14 protein-coding genes are annotated in these 16,592 nt (G+C 60.3%); 10 read left to right on the top strand and 4 right to left on the bottom strand.

Going from position 1 to position 16,592, the window contains the following annotated elements; translation table 11 throughout:
* Positions 1–5 precede the first annotated feature (5 nt).
* Positions 6–1,319, bottom strand: coding sequence for a UbiH/UbiF/VisC/COQ6 family ubiquinone biosynthesis hydroxylase (locus tag ACVW0B_RS07710; RefSeq protein WP_457491368.1), 1,314 nt, complete (start codon positions 1,317–1,319; stop codon positions 6–8).
* 324 nt (positions 1,320–1,643) lie between these two features.
* Between ACVW0B_RS07710 and ACVW0B_RS07705 the strand changes: the two genes are divergently transcribed.
* The 4 genes from ACVW0B_RS07705 (at position 1,644) to recN (ending at position 7,689) form a co-directional block, all read left to right on the top strand.
* Entirely contained in the window at positions 1,644–2,996 is a 1,353-nt protein-coding gene (locus tag ACVW0B_RS07705; protein ID WP_457491367.1) for a TldD/PmbA family protein, read from the top strand.
* Positions 2,997–3,067: 71 nt separating this feature from the next.
* Positions 3,068–4,537, top strand: a complete 1,470-nt coding sequence (locus tag ACVW0B_RS07700) for a glutamate-cysteine ligase family protein (RefSeq protein ID WP_457491366.1) — start codon at positions 3,068–3,070, stop codon at positions 4,535–4,537.
* A 234-nt stretch (positions 4,538–4,771) separates the two neighbouring features.
* Entirely contained in the window at positions 4,772–5,788 is a 1,017-nt protein-coding gene (locus ACVW0B_RS07695) for a M14 family metallopeptidase (RefSeq protein WP_457491365.1), read from the top strand.
* Positions 5,789–5,982: 194 nt separating this feature from the next.
* On the top strand, positions 5,983–7,689 hold the full coding sequence (recN, locus tag ACVW0B_RS07690; protein WP_457491364.1) for a DNA repair protein RecN: 1,707 nt from the start codon (positions 5,983–5,985) through the stop codon (positions 7,687–7,689).
* A 35-nt stretch (positions 7,690–7,724) separates the two neighbouring features.
* On the opposite strand, the gene ACVW0B_RS07685 is transcribed toward recN, so the two are convergent.
* Positions 7,725–8,432 carry an ABC transporter ATP-binding protein gene (locus ACVW0B_RS07685; RefSeq protein WP_457491363.1) on the bottom strand — a complete coding sequence of 236 codons (708 nt, stop codon included), beginning with the start codon at positions 8,430–8,432 and terminating at the stop codon, positions 7,725–7,727.
* The gene (locus ACVW0B_RS07680) at positions 8,429–9,247 is read right to left on the bottom strand and encodes an ABC transporter ATP-binding protein (RefSeq protein WP_414329274.1); all 819 of its coding nucleotides are present in this window, start codon (positions 9,245–9,247) and stop codon (positions 8,429–8,431) included. The genes ACVW0B_RS07685 and ACVW0B_RS07680 overlap by 4 nt, the downstream gene beginning before the upstream one ends.
* 327 nt (positions 9,248–9,574) lie before the next feature.
* Here ACVW0B_RS07680 and ACVW0B_RS07675 point away from each other — a divergent pair, with 327 nt between their 5' ends.
* From ACVW0B_RS07675 to ACVW0B_RS07660, 4 genes are all read left to right on the top strand, one after another.
* On the top strand, positions 9,575–10,828 hold the full coding sequence (locus ACVW0B_RS07675) for an ABC transporter substrate-binding protein (RefSeq protein WP_011432413.1): 1,254 nt from the start codon (positions 9,575–9,577) through the stop codon (positions 10,826–10,828).
* A 518-nt stretch (positions 10,829–11,346) separates the two neighbouring features.
* Positions 11,347–11,691 (top strand): hypothetical protein, encoded by a 345-nt coding sequence (locus ACVW0B_RS07670; protein ID WP_011432412.1) that lies wholly within the window; start codon positions 11,347–11,349, stop codon positions 11,689–11,691.
* Between the two features lie 187 nt (positions 11,692–11,878).
* On the top strand, positions 11,879–13,810 hold the full coding sequence (locus ACVW0B_RS07665) for a BamA/TamA family outer membrane protein (RefSeq protein ID WP_457491362.1): 1,932 nt from the start codon (positions 11,879–11,881) through the stop codon (positions 13,808–13,810).
* Between the two features lie 65 nt (positions 13,811–13,875).
* Entirely contained in the window at positions 13,876–14,244 is a 369-nt protein-coding gene (locus tag ACVW0B_RS07660; protein WP_457491361.1) for a hypothetical protein, read from the top strand.
* Here the strand turns inward: ACVW0B_RS07660 and ACVW0B_RS07655 are convergent.
* The gene (locus ACVW0B_RS07655; protein WP_457491360.1) at positions 14,241–15,323 is read right to left on the bottom strand and encodes an Mrp/NBP35 family ATP-binding protein; all 1,083 of its coding nucleotides are present in this window, start codon (positions 15,321–15,323) and stop codon (positions 14,241–14,243) included. The two genes, ACVW0B_RS07660 and ACVW0B_RS07655, sit on opposite strands and share 4 nt — an antisense overlap.
* 296 nt (positions 15,324–15,619) lie before the next feature.
* On the opposite strand from ACVW0B_RS07655, the gene ACVW0B_RS07650 reads away from it, so the two are divergent.
* Together ACVW0B_RS07650 and ACVW0B_RS07645 are read left to right on the top strand one after the other, a co-directional pair.
* Positions 15,620–15,784: a DUF6464 family protein gene (locus ACVW0B_RS07650; protein ID WP_238376969.1), complete on the top strand. Its 165-nt coding sequence runs from the start codon at positions 15,620–15,622 to the stop codon at positions 15,782–15,784.
* 68 nt (positions 15,785–15,852) lie between these two features.
* A complete protein-coding gene (locus ACVW0B_RS07645) occupies positions 15,853–16,347 on the top strand; it encodes a GNAT family N-acetyltransferase (protein ID WP_414330224.1) in 495 nt (164 codons plus the stop codon).
* Positions 16,348–16,592 lie beyond the last annotated feature (245 nt).

Genomic DNA, 16,592 nt, shown 5'->3' with positions numbered 1-16,592 from the left:
CGGATCTAGACAGGCGTAGCCAGAGGTTCCGGGGGTGCAGGGAAAGGGAGCTGCTGCAGTTGGGGTTGGTGGGGGCGGATCCCCATTGCTTGGCGCATCAAAGCAGGCTTGAGCAGCGGCAAAACCTCCAGTCCCCACAGGCCCAGGCGACGCAAGACCAGCAACGGCCAGCTTCGGTTGGAAAAGAGGCGATTGGCAGCATCGGTTGCAAAAAGAACCAGCGCGTTTTCTGGGCGGCGACAGCGCTCGTAGGCTTTTAACAAAGCCGGATCGCCGGGATCCCGGCCCGCCATTTTGGCTTCGATCAACAGGGCAGCCAAGGCCGCCACATCCCGCATGCCCAGATTCGCTCCCTGCCCCCCCAGCGGATGGGTGGTATGGGCAGCATCCCCCACCAAAGCCAGCCGGGATCCGATGTAGGTTTGGGCATGGGCCCGCTGCGGCTGATAACAAGCTCTGGGAGAGGCGGCCAGCAACGCTCCCAACTGGGATCCAAACCAAGGCCGGATGGCCTGCAGAAACTCAGCCTCAGATAAGCCCATCAGCCAATCTCGATCCGCTTGGCGAACTGTCCAGACGACACAACTGCGATGGGGATCGGGGGTGGGCAAAATGGCGAAGGGGCCGCTGGCCTGAAAGCGCTCGTAGGCCACCTGCTGGTGAGGATGCTCATGGGTGAGGGTGGAAACGATGCACACCTGCCCATAGCCCCAGCAGGATAACGGGATCCCAGCCTGTTCCCGCAGCCGCGAACGGGCCCCATCTGCAACCACCAGCAGAGCAGCCCGCAGGGTTTGCCGGGATCCCTCCTGAGCCAGCAGCTCTACCCGCAGGTGATCTGCTGCAGGGGAGAAACTTTGCACCTGGGCGGGGCTGAAAAGGGTTACCGAAGGGCACTCGCGAATGCGCTGCAACAGAGCTTTTTGGGTAATTTGATTTTCCACGACGTAGCCCAGCGCCGGCGCTTGGAGCGTTTCGCGGCACAACTGAGCCATCCAGGGGCTTTCCCCATCAGAGACCTGAATGCGGTGAATGGGAGAAACTCCCCAGGCTTCCATGAGGGGCCACACCCCAATTCGCTGCAGAATGCGGGCTGTCCCCAGAGCCAAAGCGCTGGCTCGGCCATCCGCCCCCACCCCCTGCGAGAGATCCCGCCCCTCGATCAGCCCGACGCGGATCCCGGCCTGGCCCAAAGCGGCTGCTAAGGTGGATCCCACCATCCCAGCTCCGGCAATCACCACCTCGAAGTCCAGTCGCCTTGGCTTGGCTGCTGTCGGAGCAATGGCTAGGGGAGCAGCGGAAGTGGGCAAAAGGCTCATGGACACTCACGGCAAGTGGGCTCAACCTCCATTCTAAGGTTCCTGCACCTGGCAGGCCGCTAAGGACAAGCGGCAAGTGGGGTCAAAGCGCCACGAGGGATCCCTTTTGATCTCAGCCCCTTTGTTTGCTGCTGCAGGGTGGAATCCCTGTGGGTAGCTCTCTGCTGATTGTTGCCCAGGGGGAGCGGGCCGGAAGGTGCGCACCAGGGTCACGTTGTTGGACGAAGGGGTTGGTGCTGGGATCCCATGGGCCGCAGGGGGCTGGGAAAGGCATCCCTGAGCCATAGCCGATAATAGGACTGTCCTCTTGCTATCCCGCTTTCTATGCCCAGCTCCATCATTTCCCCGGAAAACCTGCTGGATCTCTGTGAACAGGGTGTGTACAAGGCGTTGGCCGCTGGAGCCGACCAGGCAGAAGTGTTTGCCAACTCAGGCCGGGAAACGGAAGTCACGTTTGAAAAAAACGACCTGAACCTGGCCCGCAGCAGCAGCGAGACCCTGTTCGGCATTCGGGTTTTCTGTGGCGGCAGGCTGGGCTTTGCCACCTCCAACCGCCCGGAAGAGCTGGCCGAGACGGCGGCTGAGGCTGTAGCCATGGCCAAGGCTTCGCCGGCGGATCCCCTCAACGGGCTGCCGGAGCCCCAACCTTTGCCCCAGGTGCCCTTTGCCCTCGACCCAGGCCTGCTGGAACTGGATGCCGCCGAGCTGACCCAGTTGGGATCCCAATTGCTGGAGTGGGTGCGCTCCAAAGACCCTCGCATCACCATCGACAGCGGCTCCCTCAGCGTGGAGGAAGAGACCCTGGCCATCGCCTCTTCCACCGGCATCCGCGCCAACCATCACAGCGTGGAAGCGGGGGGATCCCTGTTTGGCATGGCCATCGACGGGGACGAGGTGGGCAGCTTTGCCTACGACGGCGACAGTGTGCAGAAGCGGGCCGATCTGGTGCCGGCGCTGGAGCGGGCTTTTGATCGCTTTGTCCAGAAATGCGTGGGCGCGCTGGGGGCTGGCGAGGGGGAGAGCTTCCGCGGCCCCATTGTCCTGCCGCCAGATGTGGTGGAGGAGTTTCTAGGGGATCTCCTCTTTGTGCTGGGGGCAGATGCGGTGCGCAAAGGCAAAAGCCCTCTGGCGCAAAAAATGGGATCCCGGATCGCCAGCCCGTTGCTCACCGTGGTTTCTGAAGGCCTGGGCCTGCCCGGCTACCCCATTGAGCCCTTCGACCGCGAAGGGATCCCTCGCCAGATTACCCCCTTGGTTCACGAAGGGATCCTCTGCAACTTCATGTACAACAGCTACGAGTCCCGCGCTGCTGGCGTTTCCTCCAACGGCCATGCCACAGGGGGAGCAGGCAGCCTGCCGGGAGTAGGGCCGGCTTGCCTGAGGGTGGCCCCAGGGACAACCCCCCTGTCCGAGCTCTACGCGATGGATCGGGGAGTTATCGTCACCCGCCTCTCCGGCAGCAGCAACCCCATTACCGGTGACTTTTCTGGGGTGGTGAAAGGGGGCTTCTTGGTCAAAGGCGGCGAGAAACGCCCCATCCTGGAGACCACCATTGCCGGCAATCTCTACGATTGTTTGCGCAATATCTCCGCCATTTCCCAGGAAGTAACGGTTTTCAACGGCACGGCTGCCTTTCCCGCCCTGCGCATTGAAGATGTATCCATCACTGCGGGCTAAGTAAAGCTAGGGGTGTCGAGATCCCGGCAACAGCGATTAACCTCATTCCCAAAAGCTGCGGAGTTGTTCCCATGGGCCAGGAGATCACCTGCCTCCGTTTTAGTACTGCAGACTTTGCCAAGTTCGCCGCTCAACTCCGGCAAGAGACGGATTTGCTGGAGCGCTGGTTGGCCGGTGCGCCGGGGCTGGATCCGGCTTGTCAGCCCTTTGCCCAGGGATCCTCGGTGGGCGGGTTTGAGCTGGAGGCGTGGCTGGTCACCCCTCAGGGGGATCCGGCCCCGATCAACTCAGCCTACCTGGAAGCGGTGAACGATCCGCTGGTGGTGCCGGAACTGGCCCAGTTTAACGTGGAGATCAACAGCCGGCCCCAAGTTTTGGTCGGCTCGGCTCTGCGGCAGTTTCAGCAAGAGCTGGGCCAAACGTGGGATCGCTGTTGCCGGGTGGCCGAACACTTGCAGGTGGGGCTGATGATGATCGGCATTTTGCCTACGGTGCAGCAAAAGCAACTGACCTTGGAGATGATCTCCCCCCGCAAGCGTTACCTGGCCCTCAATGAGCAGATCCTGAACTTGCACCGGCGTGAGCAATCCCAAGCGATCCCTTCCCTGGGGCTAGATATCGAAGGACCGGCTGGGCGGTTGCGGGTTACCCACCCGGACATCATGCTGGAGGCGGCGACCACCTCCTTTCAAATCCATCTGCAGGTATCCCCCCAACAGGCGGCCCGTTACTTCAACGCTTCTCTCATCGCCTCGGCCCCTTTGGTGGCGCTGGCGGCCAATTCCCCCTACCTGTTCGGGCACGATCTGTGGGCAGAAACCCGCATCCCTTTGTTTGAGCAAGCTTTGGATGGGCCACCCCCGCCCTCCCCCACCCACTGCCCCCGCGTCACCTTCGGGCAAGGCTATGTACAGGGATCCCTAATGGAGCTGTTCTGGGAAAACCTGCATCGCTACCCGGTGGTATTGCCACAAAGGTTAGCCACTTCCCCATCAGAGCTGGCCCATCTGCGCCTCCACAACGGCACCATCTGGCGCTGGAACCGCCCCCTCATCGGCTTGGATCCGGTTCCCCATCTGCGCATCGAACAGCGGGTGGCGGCGGCAGGCCCAACCCTACCCGATATGATCGCCAATGCGGCCTTCTACTTTGGTCTGGTGCAAGCCTTGGGATCCCAGCCCGTCCCCCCCGAGCAGGAGCTGAGCTTTGCCCAGTGCCGCGCCAATTTCTACACGGCGGCCCGCTGGGGTCTGGAGGCCCCCATCACTTGGCTCAAGGGTTGGCAGGGATCCCTGCGCCAATTGCTTTTGCAAGAGCTGATCCCCCAAGCAGAGGCGGGTTTGGTTCAACTGGATCTGGCCCCCTCCGATATTCAGGAGTACCTGGGCATTCTCCGCGCCCGGGTGGAGTCGGGGCAGAATGGGGCCACCTGGCAGCGCCGCTACGTGGCTCGGCATGGTAAAGATATGCAACAATTGACCTGTGCCTACTGGGAACGGCAGCGGCAAGGCCAACCGGTACACACCTGGGATCTCAGCTAGGGCTCTCTCCACAGCCGGTTGTACCAGCGGTGGGCCACCGCGGCGGCAGGACGGATCCCTGGCCCGCATCTCGAGTGGGCAAACTCTCTCTCAGATGGCCTTGTTGCGACCCGAGCTACCGCAGCGAAACGGTTCATTCGCGACCAAGGACTTCGTTGGACTTCTGCTCCCTCCTACCCCAGGGAGAGAGGCCAGAAGCCAGAAGTTTGAGTCGAGCCTCTTAGCCCAAACAGTATGCTCACCGTTCTCGATCATCTACCGGATCAACTGCTGGATCTAGAGGCCCATCAGCTTTACGACCGATTGGGTGGGCCAACCCTCATCCATCTGCCGGGACGACGGGATCCCGCCCTGTTTGTGTCCGTCCTGCTGCACGGCAACGAAACCACCGGTTGGCAGGCGGTGCGGCAGCTCCTCCGCCACCACGCCCAGCGGGAATTGCCCCGTTCTCTTTCCCTTTTCATTGGCAACGTGCAGGCTGCCCGCCACCGGCAACGGCGGCTAGATGGCCAACCGGACTACAACCGCATTTGGGGCCCCGGCTCCACCCCCGAGCACGCCATGGCCCAGGCCGTCCTGCAGCAAATGCAGCGGCGGGGCGTTTTTGCCAGCGTCGATATCCACAACAACACGGGCACTAACCCCCACTACGCTTGTGTCAATCACCTGGATGCCCCTACCCTGCACCTGGCCACCCTGTTTGGGCGCACCGTTCTCTATTTCACCAAGCCAGAAGGGGTACAGAGCATGGCCTTCGGGCGCTTCTGCCCGGCGGTGACCCTGGAATGCGGCAAGCCGGATCAGCCCCACGGCACCCAGCATGCCTACGAATTTCTGGAAGCCTGCCTGCACCTGTCGGCGATCCCGCAGCGCCCTGTCCTCAGCCAAGATATCGACCTCTTCCACAGCGTCGCCATTGTCAAAGTCCCGGATCAGGTGAGCTTCAGCTTTGGGGAAGAGAATGGCGACCAAGAGGGATCCCCCTCCCACATCCGCTTCCCGCCGGATTTGGATCTCCTCAATTTTCGGGAGCTTCCCCCCCACACCCCCATTGGCTGGACGAACAACGGCTTCCACCTGGAGGTGCAAGACGAGCAGGGCCAAAATGTGGCGGATCGCTTTTTCTATGCCTGCAATGGAGAAATTCGCACCAGCGTGCCCATCATGCCGGGCATGCTCACCCTCAACAGCCGCATCATCCGCCAAGACTGCCTCTGCTACCTGATGGAGCGCTACCCCCTGGTGGGCTGAGCCGGGCTGCCAATTTCCCCGAGGGGATCCCCAAACCAGAACGGGTGGTGCTCCCCACCCCTGCAATAACAGACTCCCCGCTGGCCGCTGTACCCGTCCGCCGAGGGATGGTGGGTACGCTAACGTGGGACAGAGCGACCCCGCAAGCCCTATCCTGAAAACTGCCAACGGCACGCTGAGCCCACGGGATCCCTATGTTGCGCCTGCTGCGGATCGAGAACTTTGCCCTGATCGAGCAATTGGAGATCCCCTTTCGAGCGGGGCTAAACGTGCTCACCGGAGAAACCGGGGCCGGCAAATCCATCATCCTCGATGCTCTGGATGCAGCTCTAGGAGGTACAGCTCGGGCTCTGCGAACTGGCAGCGAACGAGGTCTGGTGGAAGCGATCTTCAGTCCTAATCCTGAACTGCAAGCCTGGCTAGAACAAGAGCACATCGACCCCCTAGAGGAGGGCCTGGTTTGTAGTCGCGAGCTGGTGTTGCGCAACGGCAAGCTCACCAGTCGCCTGCGGGTGAATGGGGTGCTGGTGAACAAAGCCCAGATGCTCAACCTGCGGGCCAAATTGGTGGAGATCACCGCCCAGGGGCAAACCGTTCAAATCCAATCTCCCCAAACCCAGCGCCGTTGGCTGGACGACTTTGGCGGCGAAGAGTTGTTGCGAACACGGGCGGAGGTGGCTGCCCTTTACCAAACCTGGAACCAACTGAAAACAGAGGTGGAATCCCGCCGGCAAAACCAACAACTGCGCCTGCAACGGCTAGACCTGCTGGAGTTTCAAGCGCAAGAGCTGGCCGCCCTGCGCCTGGAGGATCCCGACGAAATGGCCAAGCTGGAGCGGGAACGGGAGCGCCTGGCCCACCGGGTGGAACTGCAACAGCAAAGCTACGAAGCTCACCAATTGCTCTACCAAAACGACAGCGGCTCACCGGCCATCGCCGATCTGTTGGGCCAGGTAGAACGGTTGCTCCAGACCATGACCCAGCGGGATCCCGACCTAGCCCCTCTGGCGGAAATGGTCAGCAGCGCTCTCATTCAGGTGGAGGAGGTGGGGCGAGAGCTAATTCGCTACGGCGAGACGCTGGAGGCGGATCCCGGTCGGTTGAACAAAATTGAACGGCGCTTGGCGCAACTCAGACAAGCCTGCCGCAAATACGGCCCGACCTTGGCCGAGGTGATGGCCCATGCGGAGCGGGTGCAGACGGAGTTGGCCCAACTGCGAGGAGACAACACCGACCTAGAGGAATTGCAGGTGCGGCTGGACAAAGCTGCCCAAGACCTGGAGCGCCATTGCCAGGTGCTCTCTCAACTGCGGCAACAAGCGGCCTGTCAACTGGAAAAGGCCCTCATAGAAGAGCTCAGCCCGCTGGGGATGAGCGCAGTGCAATTCCGGGTGCAGATCCAACCCGGCCCCCCGACAGCAGAGGGGGTGGATCAGGTGAGTTTTTGGATTAGCCCCAACCCGGGTGAGCCTCTTCAGCCCTTGGCCAGCATTGCCTCGGGCGGCGAGATGAGCCGTTTTCTGCTGGCCTTGAAAGCCGTATTCAGCCGCATCGATCCGGTGGCCACCATGGTTTTCGACGAGATCGATACCGGCGTGTCGGGCAAAGTGGCGCAAGCCATCGCCACCAAGCTGCACAGCATTGCCCGAGATCACCAGATCCTCTGCGTCACCCACCAACCCCTGATCGCTGCCCTGGCGGATCACCACCTGCGGGTTCACAAGGTGGTGCACCAAAAACGAACTTCTGTGCGGGTGGAGCTTTTGGGAGAACGGGAACGCCGCGAAGAACTGGCCCAACTCACTGCCGGTCACTCCGCCCAAGAAGCGATGACGTTTGTGGAGGCTCTTCTCAACCAAGCAGCTCAACTGCGCAAGCAGCAAATGGCCAGTCCCGCTTGACTCTCCTTCTGGGAAAGGGGAGGGGGGTGAGGGCCTCAACCACCCAAGAACAGCTCCAGCACCTCAGGATTGTTCAACAAGTTGGGGCCAGTATCCTCAAAGCGGTTTTCTCCCGTGGACAAAACATAGCCCCAGTCCGCCATCTTCAGGGCCTGCTTGGCATTCTGCTCCACCATGAGGATGCTGATGCCAAGACGGTTGATCTCTTGCAGGAGGGCGAAGGTCTGTTCTATGTACAGCGGCGACAGGCCAGCGGTCGGCTCATCCAGCAACAACAACTGCGGCTCCACCATCAACGCTCGCCCTATGGCCAGCATCTGCCGTTGTCCACCCGATAGGGATCCCGCCGCTTGGCGTCGTTTCTCTTTCAGGGGCGGAAACAGCTCATAAACCCGCTCCAGTTGGGCGGCAGGGTTGTCGCGTCGGATGAAGGCCCCCATCTCCAGGTTCTCTTGCACGGTGAGGGAAGGAAAGACATTGTTGGTCTGGGGCACAAAGCCGATTCCCCGCTGCACCAGTTGCTCGGCAGGCAAGTGGGTGATGTCGGATCCCTGAAACAGCACTCGGCCTGAGCGGATGGTGGCCAAGCCAAATAAGGATTTCAGCACTGTCGATTTGCCGGCTCCATTGGGGCCGATGATCACCACCATTTGCCCAGGGTTCACCTTCAGGTGGATCCCCTTGAGGATGTCCACCCCCCGGTAGCCGCTGTAGAGATCCTGGATGTCCAGCAAAGGGGTCATGAGAGGGATCCCTCCGAAGGCAGAGGGGAGGGTTGGGGTGGGTTTAGGGAGTCGGCCAGTGCCACAGATCCCAAATAGGCCTCCCGCACGGCTGGGTTTTGTTTGATCTCCTCCATGGATCCCTGGGTGAGAACCTTGCCGGCAGCCATGACCACCACATGGTCGCAGAGACGGGTCACCAGATCCAGGTCATGCTCGATGATGCAAAAGGTGCAGCCCCGCTCGCGGTTGAGATACTCGATAAAGCGCATCAAATCCGCCAGCAGGGTGCGGTTGACGCCAGCCCCCGGCTCGTCCAGCAGGATCACCCGTGCATCGGTCATCAAGGTACGTCCCAGTTCCAAGAGTTTTTTTTGCCCCCCGGAAAGGGTGACGGCCAGTTGATCCCGCAGATGGATCAGGTTCAGCCGTTCCAGAACCTCTTCCGCCCGAGCTTGCAGGTTGCGTTCTTGTCGTTGCACCCGCCGCCAACCGAACCAAGTGGCGAACAGGTTTTCCCCTATCTGGTTGGGGGGAACCACCATCAAGTTCTCCAAGACGGTCATGCGGCCAAACTCCCGCGGGATCTGAAAGGTGCGCACCAGCCCTCGACGGAACAGATGGTGAGGGGGCAGGCCGGTGATGTCTTCCCCATCTAGCCAGATGCGCCCGCTGCTGGGCCGAATAAACCCGGCGATGATGTTAAAGAGCGTGGTCTTCCCTGCCCCATTCGGGCCGATCAAGCCCGTAATCCGACCGGTTTCGATGCGGAAGGAACAGTGATCCACCGCGCTAATGCCGCCAAACCGCTTGGAGATGTCGTCGATAACAATCACGCCGCTGCCTTGGGAAAACCCCGCCGACCGATGAGTTCAGTATTTCTCAAAATATAATGAGCCCAATGGCCGAGTTTGCCCATTATCCTTCCTGGATTCCTACAGGGGCAACTGCCTTTGGAGGCCGCAGCCAGCCCTACAGCAGCCAAGGAACGGGCGAGATCCTGAGTCTGGCCCGCCTGTTTTTCCCGGAGCCATCTTTTCTTGAGGAAGTGGGGAACGCTTTGAGGTGAGTCAACGTCTGACTGCTACGACTCAACACTTGACTTTACTTGACCTTTGGGATCTGAGTTCTACTTTCTCTTCCCTCATAGGAGGTTGTTGGTTATGTCTCCCATGAACAAACTCACCCGACGGGCCTTTGCGGCGGCGGCTGCCCTGACGGCTGCTGCTCTTGCCACCACTCTGCTGCCCAGCACGGCTCAGCAGGCCACTCAAGGGCCGGTCAAAATTGGGGCTTTAATGTCTCTCACCGGGGATCTGCAGGCCTTCGGGGAAAACTGCCTCAAGGGGATCAAGCTGGCGATTGACCAAATCAACGCGGCTGGCGGCATTTTGGGATCCCCTGCCCAAGTGGTCGAAGCGGATGACCAGACGTCGGCTCAGCCGGCTATCGACGCAGCTCAGCGGTTGGTCACCGTGGAGAAGGTGGCCGGCATCATCGGCGCCTTGGGCAGTGGCATCACCATCCCGGTGGCCACGACGGTTTCTGTTCCCAATCGGATCCCGCAAATTTCCCCCGCTTCCACCGCCCCCACCATCACCACCCTGGAGGACAACGATTTTCTGTTTCGCACAGTTCCTTCCGATGCCTATCAAGGGGTAGCCCTGGCCCAGATCACCCGTGAAGAGAAGCTGGAGCGCCTGGCCATCATCTACATCAATAACGACTATGGCCAGGGCTTGGCCGACAGCTTTAAGACTGCTTTTGAAAAGCGGGGCGGCACCATCACCAAGTCGGTTCCCTACGAGCCCGGCAAGGCTTCCTATCGCAGTGAGCTGACCCAACTGAAGGAAGGGGATCCCCAGGCATTGGTGCTGATCGGCTACCCCGAAAACGGTGTGGTCATTTTGCGGCAAGCTTTGGAAGAAGGACTGTTTGACCGCTTTGTCTTCACCGATGGCATGCGCTCTCCCGATGTGGCAGCCCAGGTGGGAGCCGAAAAGCTAGAGGGATCCATCGGCGTTTCGCCTCAGGCCCTCACCGATAGCAAGGCTTACCAAATCTTTGCCGAAGCCTACAAAGCCGCCTACGGGGAGCTGCCCCCCACCCCCTACATCGACACCGCCTACGATGCCGCTTTTGTCCTGGCTCTGGCCATTCAGAAAGCCGGCAGCACCGATGGCACCGCTGTTCGAGATGCCTTGCGGGAAGTGGCCAATCCGCCTGGCACCGAGATCCTGCCTGGAGAGTGGGCCAAGGCGGTGGAGCTGATCGGCAAAGGGGAAGACATCTTCTACACCGGCGCCTCTGGATCCATCAACTTCGATGAGAATGGGGAGGTGGCCGGCACCTTTGCCCACTGGACTTTCCAAGGGGGGAAGGTGGTGGATCTGAAGGTGTTTGAGCCGGAGAGCTGATTTTCCCCTGCGGCTCCTGAGCGGGGGCCGGTTTCTCCTTCTGAGCATGCCTCTAACCCCCAAAACCCTGAACTTTGCTGAATTTACTGAGCTTTAGGCGGTTTGGCAAAAGTCATTGAGAGGGATATAGTAGACCAAGTTTCCCCCTGATCCTTGAGTCCACCGCAACGGTTGCCGGGAAGTGAAGGGGGAAAGCGCTCGGGGGGTATTCCTCAGGGCTTTGCGGGATACCGCCTTCCTGCTCAGAGATAGGCAGGATGCGATCGCTTCTTTCCTGAACCATGTTCAGGAGAGTTCAGCGTGAATGTATCAGCTCCATCAAGACAATCCAGACGAGCAAGACGGGCCTGCACAGAGTACCCTCTGCAGGCTTTTTTGTGGGCCTGGGCCGCGCGGCTGTACGTCCCCAGCAGGGATCCCTCCCCATCACGTAGCTTTTTTTGCTTTTTTGCGGCAACTCAGCGGAGGGCAAAGCAGGCTAAAGTGTCGGCATCCTGGCGTCTTGTGGAGAATCCTCGATGTTGTCCACCCAACTCCTCCTCCCCGGAGTGGCAGCTCTGCTCGGCTTCGGGTTTGCTCCAGCCGTCCTGGCTCAGACTTCCCACACCCAGCAGATGGCGATCCTGAACGGCAACGCCACCACCCTGCAAAGCAACGTCCTGCAAAACACCGTCCTGATCCTGCCCAACGTTCCCCCACAACAGTACGCCGACAGTTGGGGCTGGAGGAGCAGCCGCTCTTTGCCTCCCACTCCTGCTCCCATCACCGTCGTCATCCTCAACTCCCAAGTCAACCTAGCTGCCGAGGAAGTCGAGCCGAGGTCTTGCGGCCAGCGCTGTAGGGGATCCCTGCGCCTGCCTTGAGCGGGGGAGGCTGCTTTTTGCACTCCAGACTGCCCAAGTCCGCAATCCGGTTCGCGGCCACGCTCGGATCTGGGTGGATGGGGATTGATATAATCCAGGGCAATTGTCCGCTGCTGGGCGGCAGAGGGTTTTAACGCAAGCTTGGCCCGGCTCTGCAATCTTGCTTTTTGGTGTGCGAGGGATCCCCATGAATCGTTCCAGGCAACTTCGCCCTTGGCTAACTTCAGCGCTCACCCGCGGGATGGTGCTCAGCACCGCTTTTGCGTTTGCTGAAGCGTCCCGTAGCGCTCTGCTGATGGGATCCCCGGCTTGGGCGCAATCGGTTCCTCAGCCCGGCACCCTCGACCTGCGCACCGGTGGCGACACCCCCGCCCAGCCCTCCCCCACCCCACCCCCCACTGCCGGCGAGCCAGAAGTGTTGGTAGCGGAGGTAGTGGTTGAGGGCACTGAAGATCCGGAGCTGATCAACCGGGTTTACAGCGTCATCCGCACCCGCGCCGGCGAGGTTTCCACCCGATCCCAGTTGCGGGAAGACATCAATGCCGTGTTTGCCACCGGATTGTTTGCCGATGTGCGGGCAGTGCCTTCCGATACGCCTTTGGGGGTGCGGGTCACCTTTGAGGTCAAGCCCAACCCAATCCTGAAAGCCGTGCGCACGGAAGGGGCGAAAGTTCTGGATCCGGAAGTGCTGCGGGCCGCCTTTGCCGATCAAGAAGGGCAGGTGCTCAACTTTGGCAAGCTGCAATCGGCGGTGGCCGAGATTGAACAGTGGTACGCCGACAAGGGCTACGTGCTGGCCAAAGTGACGGATGTGCGCTCCTCCGAAGATGGCACCATCGTCCTGGAAATTGCCGAGGGGGTGATCGAGGATATTCGCGTTCAGGGCAACACCAAAACCCGTGACTTCATCATCACCCGCGAGTTGAAGTCCAAGCCGGGGGATGTGTTTAACCGCAACCAAATCCAGGAAGACCTGCAGGCAGTTTTTAATCTCAACCTGTTTCAGGACGTGAATGTGGGGCTCAACCCCGGCCAGGATCCCGACAAGGTGGTGGTGGTGGTGAACGTGGAAGAACGTCGCACCGGCACTTTGGGAGGCACCATCGGCGTCAGCTCCGCCACAGGGGTCTTCGCCGGCCTCAACGTCTCCGAACAAAACTTGGGCGGCAACAACCAGAGTGCCAGCTTCAACGTGCAGGTGGGCACCAACGAAACCCTCTTCGACTTAAACTTCACCGACCCGCGGATTGCCACGCTGGAGATCCCCACCTCCTACAACGTCAACATCTCCAACCAGCAGAGCTCCAGCTTTGTCTTTAATGAGGGACTCACCCTGCCCAATGGGGATCCCGTGCGCATCAACCGTCTTGGTGGCGGGGTGACTTTCTCTCGCCCGATTGGGGGCAATTGGCGGGCCAGCTTGGGCACCCGCATCCAATTTGTAGAAGCTCGCAACAGCAACGGGGAGCAACAGCGCTTCGATGTGCTGGGCAACCCGATTACCTTCAGCGAGAGCGGCCAAGACAGCTACACCACCTTGCGGTTTGGCCTCGTCAACGACGCCCGCGACAACCCCAACAGCCCCAGCCAGGGATCGGTCTTTCGCATCTCCACCGAACAGTCGGTACGTCTGTTTGAGAATGGCTTGAATGCCAACCGCCTCGAGACCAGCTACAGCCAGTTCATCCCCGTCAACCTGTTTCAAACCCGCAGCGAGCGACCGCAGGTATTGGCCTTTGATGTGCGGGCAGGCACGACCATCGGCGACTTGGCTCCCTACGATGCTTTCCCCATCGGTGGGGGCAGCTCGGTGCGGGGCTTTTTTGAGGGGGGTATCGGTTCCGGTCGCAGCTTTGCCACCGCAACCGCCGAATTGCGTTTCCCCCTTTTTGACCCGGTGGGAGCCGTGGTTTTCGCCGACTACGGCACTGATCTGGGCAGTGGAGCTGCGGTGGCCGGCAATCCCGCAGCGGTGCGCAACAAGCCGGGCAGTGGTTTGGGGCTGGGGGTCGGCATTCGCATCCAATCTCCCTTGGGGCCGTTGCGCATCGACTACGCCATCGGGCAAGGTGGCGCTGGCCAAGGCCAACTGCACTTCGGCATTGGCGAGAAGTTCTGACTTGGCCGTGGATCGGCTGCCGGCTTGCTATGGTGGGAGCAGGTGCTCGTCAGTGGAAGCAACCCATGAAACAGCGACTCGGCCAATCGTTCCGCGGCGGATCCCTGGCGCTCCTGCTGGGCCTCAGCTTAGCCCTGGCAGGGTGTGGGCAACTGGCGCGGCTGGGCATCGGCACAACCCCCATCGCCCAGATCGAACAAAATCCCTCTCGCTACACCGATGTGTATATCCGCGGTCGCGTGGTGAACCAGATAGGGGTGTTCGGCCAGGGTGTGTATGAGCTCCAAGACAACAGCGGTTCCCTTTGGGTCATCACCGACAAGGGGCTGCCGGCCATGAACAGCACTGTAACCGTGCGCGGCAAGGCCCAAGAGGGGATTGTGGTGGGGGGACGCAGCTTCGGGGTCTCGTTGGTGGAAGCCGAGCGCTTCTAGCCTGCCCCCAAAGCCAACATGGAAACGCGGCCTGCCAAGGTTTTGGCAATCTGCTTCAAGGCCCGGGCCGAGGCTGACTCAGGCTGGCCGATGACAATAGGCGTACCCATATCCCCCCCTTGGCGCAGGGCGATTTCCAGCGGGATCCGCCCCAGCAGCGGGACACCAAGCTCGCGGGCCGTGGTCTCTCCCCCTTCTGAGCCGAAAATATCGTACTGGCGATCCGGCAGGTCGGGCGGGACGAAGTAGCTCATGTTTTCCACAATGCCCAGGATGGGCACCCCCAACTGCCGAAACATGTTCAAGCCCTTGCGGCTGTCCAGCAGGGCCACCGATTGGGGCGTGGTGACGATCACAGCTCCTGCCAGCGGCACTGCCTGCACTAGGGTCAATTGGGCATCGCCGGTGCCGGGGGGCATATCTACAATCAAGTAGTCCAACTCTCCCCACTGCACCTGATAGAGAAATTGCCGGATCACCCCGTTTAACATTGGCCCCCGCCAGATCACCGGCTGATCCCGTCCCACCAAGAGGCCCATCGACACCATCTTGACGCCGTAATTTTCCAAGGGGAAGATGTCTTCGCCGCCATCTTCCCGTTTTTGCACAACCAGAGACCGATCCTGCAGGCCCAGCATCAGCGGCACATTGGGACCGTAAATATCGGCATCCAGCAGCCCCACCCGCGCTCCACTTTGGGCCAGCGCCACGGCCACATTTACCGACACCGAAGTTTTGCCCACTCCCCCCTTGCCGCTGGAAATGGCGATGATGTTGCGCACACCGGGGATGGACTGGCGATTCGGCAGGGAAGGGGAACGGGGGGTTTCTGCCGTTACCGTAACATCAATGGCTTCGATGGGGGCCAGCTGGCGGATGGCAGCTTTGCACTCCTCGACAATGAATTCTCGCAAAGGGCAGGCCGGCGTGGTCAGCACCAGGGTAAAGGCCACTCGCCCAGGCTCGACGCGAATATCCCGGATCATGTTCAGTTCCACCAGGCTGCGGCGCAGCTCCGGATCTTGAACAGGGCGCAACGCTTCAAGGATGGCAGCAGCATCAAGGGTGGAGGTGGTCATGGAATCGGAAGGCTCAGCGGGTCAGTCCATATTTCACTCTAATCGGTTTTTCTCGGGTTCTTGCCGGCAGGGAAGGACAGCTCCAAAACGGGCTGCCACGCTAGTCCTGGGCAAGCAGGCTGGCCGAGGCTGATTCTGGTTGGAAGACAACGCTGTTGGCCGACGGGGGAGGGCAATTGTGCAAGCGCTGAGTGGGAGTTGGCTTGTGGTTGGGGCTAACGTTCTGGGCTCAGTTGATCCCTCTGCTGGAAAAGAGGGGATCCCGTCGCCTCTCAATCGGGGACGAGCGCCGGGCCATGCCAACTCTCTTTTCTGACTCGGCCTGGGATCCCTTCTGCCGTTACTTTTCTCGGTCACCCTACCTGCCTTGTGCGGTGAGTCCTCTGGGCCCCTGCCGCTGCCCCCACCACGCTGCGCGTCCAAAAGATGCTGCCTGGGCGTTCTGTCCACAACAAGAATAAACTGTGGTCTGTTCTCGTGCCGGTATCTCAGGAAATTCAAGGAATTGGTTGTGAAGCCAGGCAAAAGTATGGAAATCCGTCCTGCCACCGCCTTAGATGTGCCCGTTTTGTTTGACCTCATCTGCGCCTTGGCCGAGTACGAGAAGCTGAGCCACCTGGTAACGGGATCCGCTGATCTGTTGCGCCACTATTTGTTTGGCCCAGAGGCTTTGGCCTCGGCGTTGTTGGCAGAAGTGGAGGGGCAAGCGGTGGGATTTGCCCTCTACTTCCGCAATTTTTCCACGTTCCTGACCCGACCAGGGATTTACCTTGAGGATCTGTTCGTGTTGCCGGAGTTTCGCGGCAGAGGCATTGGCAAAGCGCTCTTGGCGCGGGTGGCTCAGGAGGCGGTGGCCAAAGGATATGGGCGGCTGGAGTGGATGGTTTTGGATTGGAATCAGCCGGCGATAGAGTTCTATCGACGCATGGGTGCCCAGCAACATCCCGAATGGATTCTCAACCGCGTGGTGGGTGCTGATTTGGAGGCTCTGGCTCGGCTGGCTGAGGATCCCTGTCGATCTTGAGCAAGCTCCCCTCTGTTACAGACCCTAGGTCGTGTTGATCTTATGTTAGGATAGAGAGAATAATTTATAGAGGAAAGAGGATGAAGTTGGTTTTTTTAGATGAAAACAAATGGCAGAAGATATTGGCTTTTTTACAGACAGAAGAGAGAGTTACAGCCTTTTAATTTAAAATAGGGTACAGGTATTCAAGAGGAAGGAGAGAAAGGAATGCCGACTCATTCTTTGGATTTGCGGCAAAGAGTTGT

The organism is Thermostichus sp. MS-CIW-23 (assembly GCF_054059455.1).
The sequence above is the reverse complement of the archived record's forward strand: the minus strand, read 5'-3'. Positions and strand labels throughout refer to the sequence as shown.

What these genes read in the sequence shown, in the direction of transcription:
- ACVW0B_RS07700 (WP_457491366.1), top strand. Translation starts at nt 3,068, where the DNA reads ATGGGCCAGGAGATCACCTGCCTCCGTTTTAGTACTGCAGACTTTGCC.
- ACVW0B_RS07670 (WP_011432412.1), top strand. Translation starts at nt 11,347, where the DNA reads ATGTTGTCCACCCAACTCCTCCTCCCCGGAGTGGCAGCTCTGCTCGGC.
- ACVW0B_RS07705 (WP_457491367.1), top strand. Translation starts at nt 1,644, where the DNA reads ATGCCCAGCTCCATCATTTCCCCGGAAAACCTGCTGGATCTCTGTGAA.
- ACVW0B_RS07675 (WP_011432413.1), top strand. Translation starts at nt 9,575, where the DNA reads ATGTCTCCCATGAACAAACTCACCCGACGGGCCTTTGCGGCGGCGGCT.
- ACVW0B_RS07710 (WP_457491368.1), bottom strand. Translation starts at nt 1,319, where the DNA reads ATGAGCCTTTTGCCCACTTCCGCTGCTCCCCTAGCCATTGCTCCGACA.
- recN (WP_457491364.1), top strand. Translation starts at nt 5,983, where the DNA reads ATGTTGCGCCTGCTGCGGATCGAGAACTTTGCCCTGATCGAGCAATTG.
- ACVW0B_RS07695 (WP_457491365.1), top strand. Translation starts at nt 4,772, where the DNA reads ATGCTCACCGTTCTCGATCATCTACCGGATCAACTGCTGGATCTAGAG.
- ACVW0B_RS07650 (WP_238376969.1), top strand. Translation starts at nt 15,620, where the DNA reads ATGCCAACTCTCTTTTCTGACTCGGCCTGGGATCCCTTCTGCCGTTAC.
- ACVW0B_RS07655 (WP_457491360.1), bottom strand. Translation starts at nt 15,323, where the DNA reads ATGACCACCTCCACCCTTGATGCTGCTGCCATCCTTGAAGCGTTGCGC.
- ACVW0B_RS07660 (WP_457491361.1), top strand. Translation starts at nt 13,876, where the DNA reads ATGAAACAGCGACTCGGCCAATCGTTCCGCGGCGGATCCCTGGCGCTC.
- ACVW0B_RS07665 (WP_457491362.1), top strand. Translation starts at nt 11,879, where the DNA reads ATGAATCGTTCCAGGCAACTTCGCCCTTGGCTAACTTCAGCGCTCACC.
- ACVW0B_RS07645 (WP_414330224.1), top strand. Translation starts at nt 15,853, where the DNA reads ATGGAAATCCGTCCTGCCACCGCCTTAGATGTGCCCGTTTTGTTTGAC.
- ACVW0B_RS07685 (WP_457491363.1), bottom strand. Translation starts at nt 8,432, where the DNA reads ATGACCCCTTTGCTGGACATCCAGGATCTCTACAGCGGCTACCGGGGG.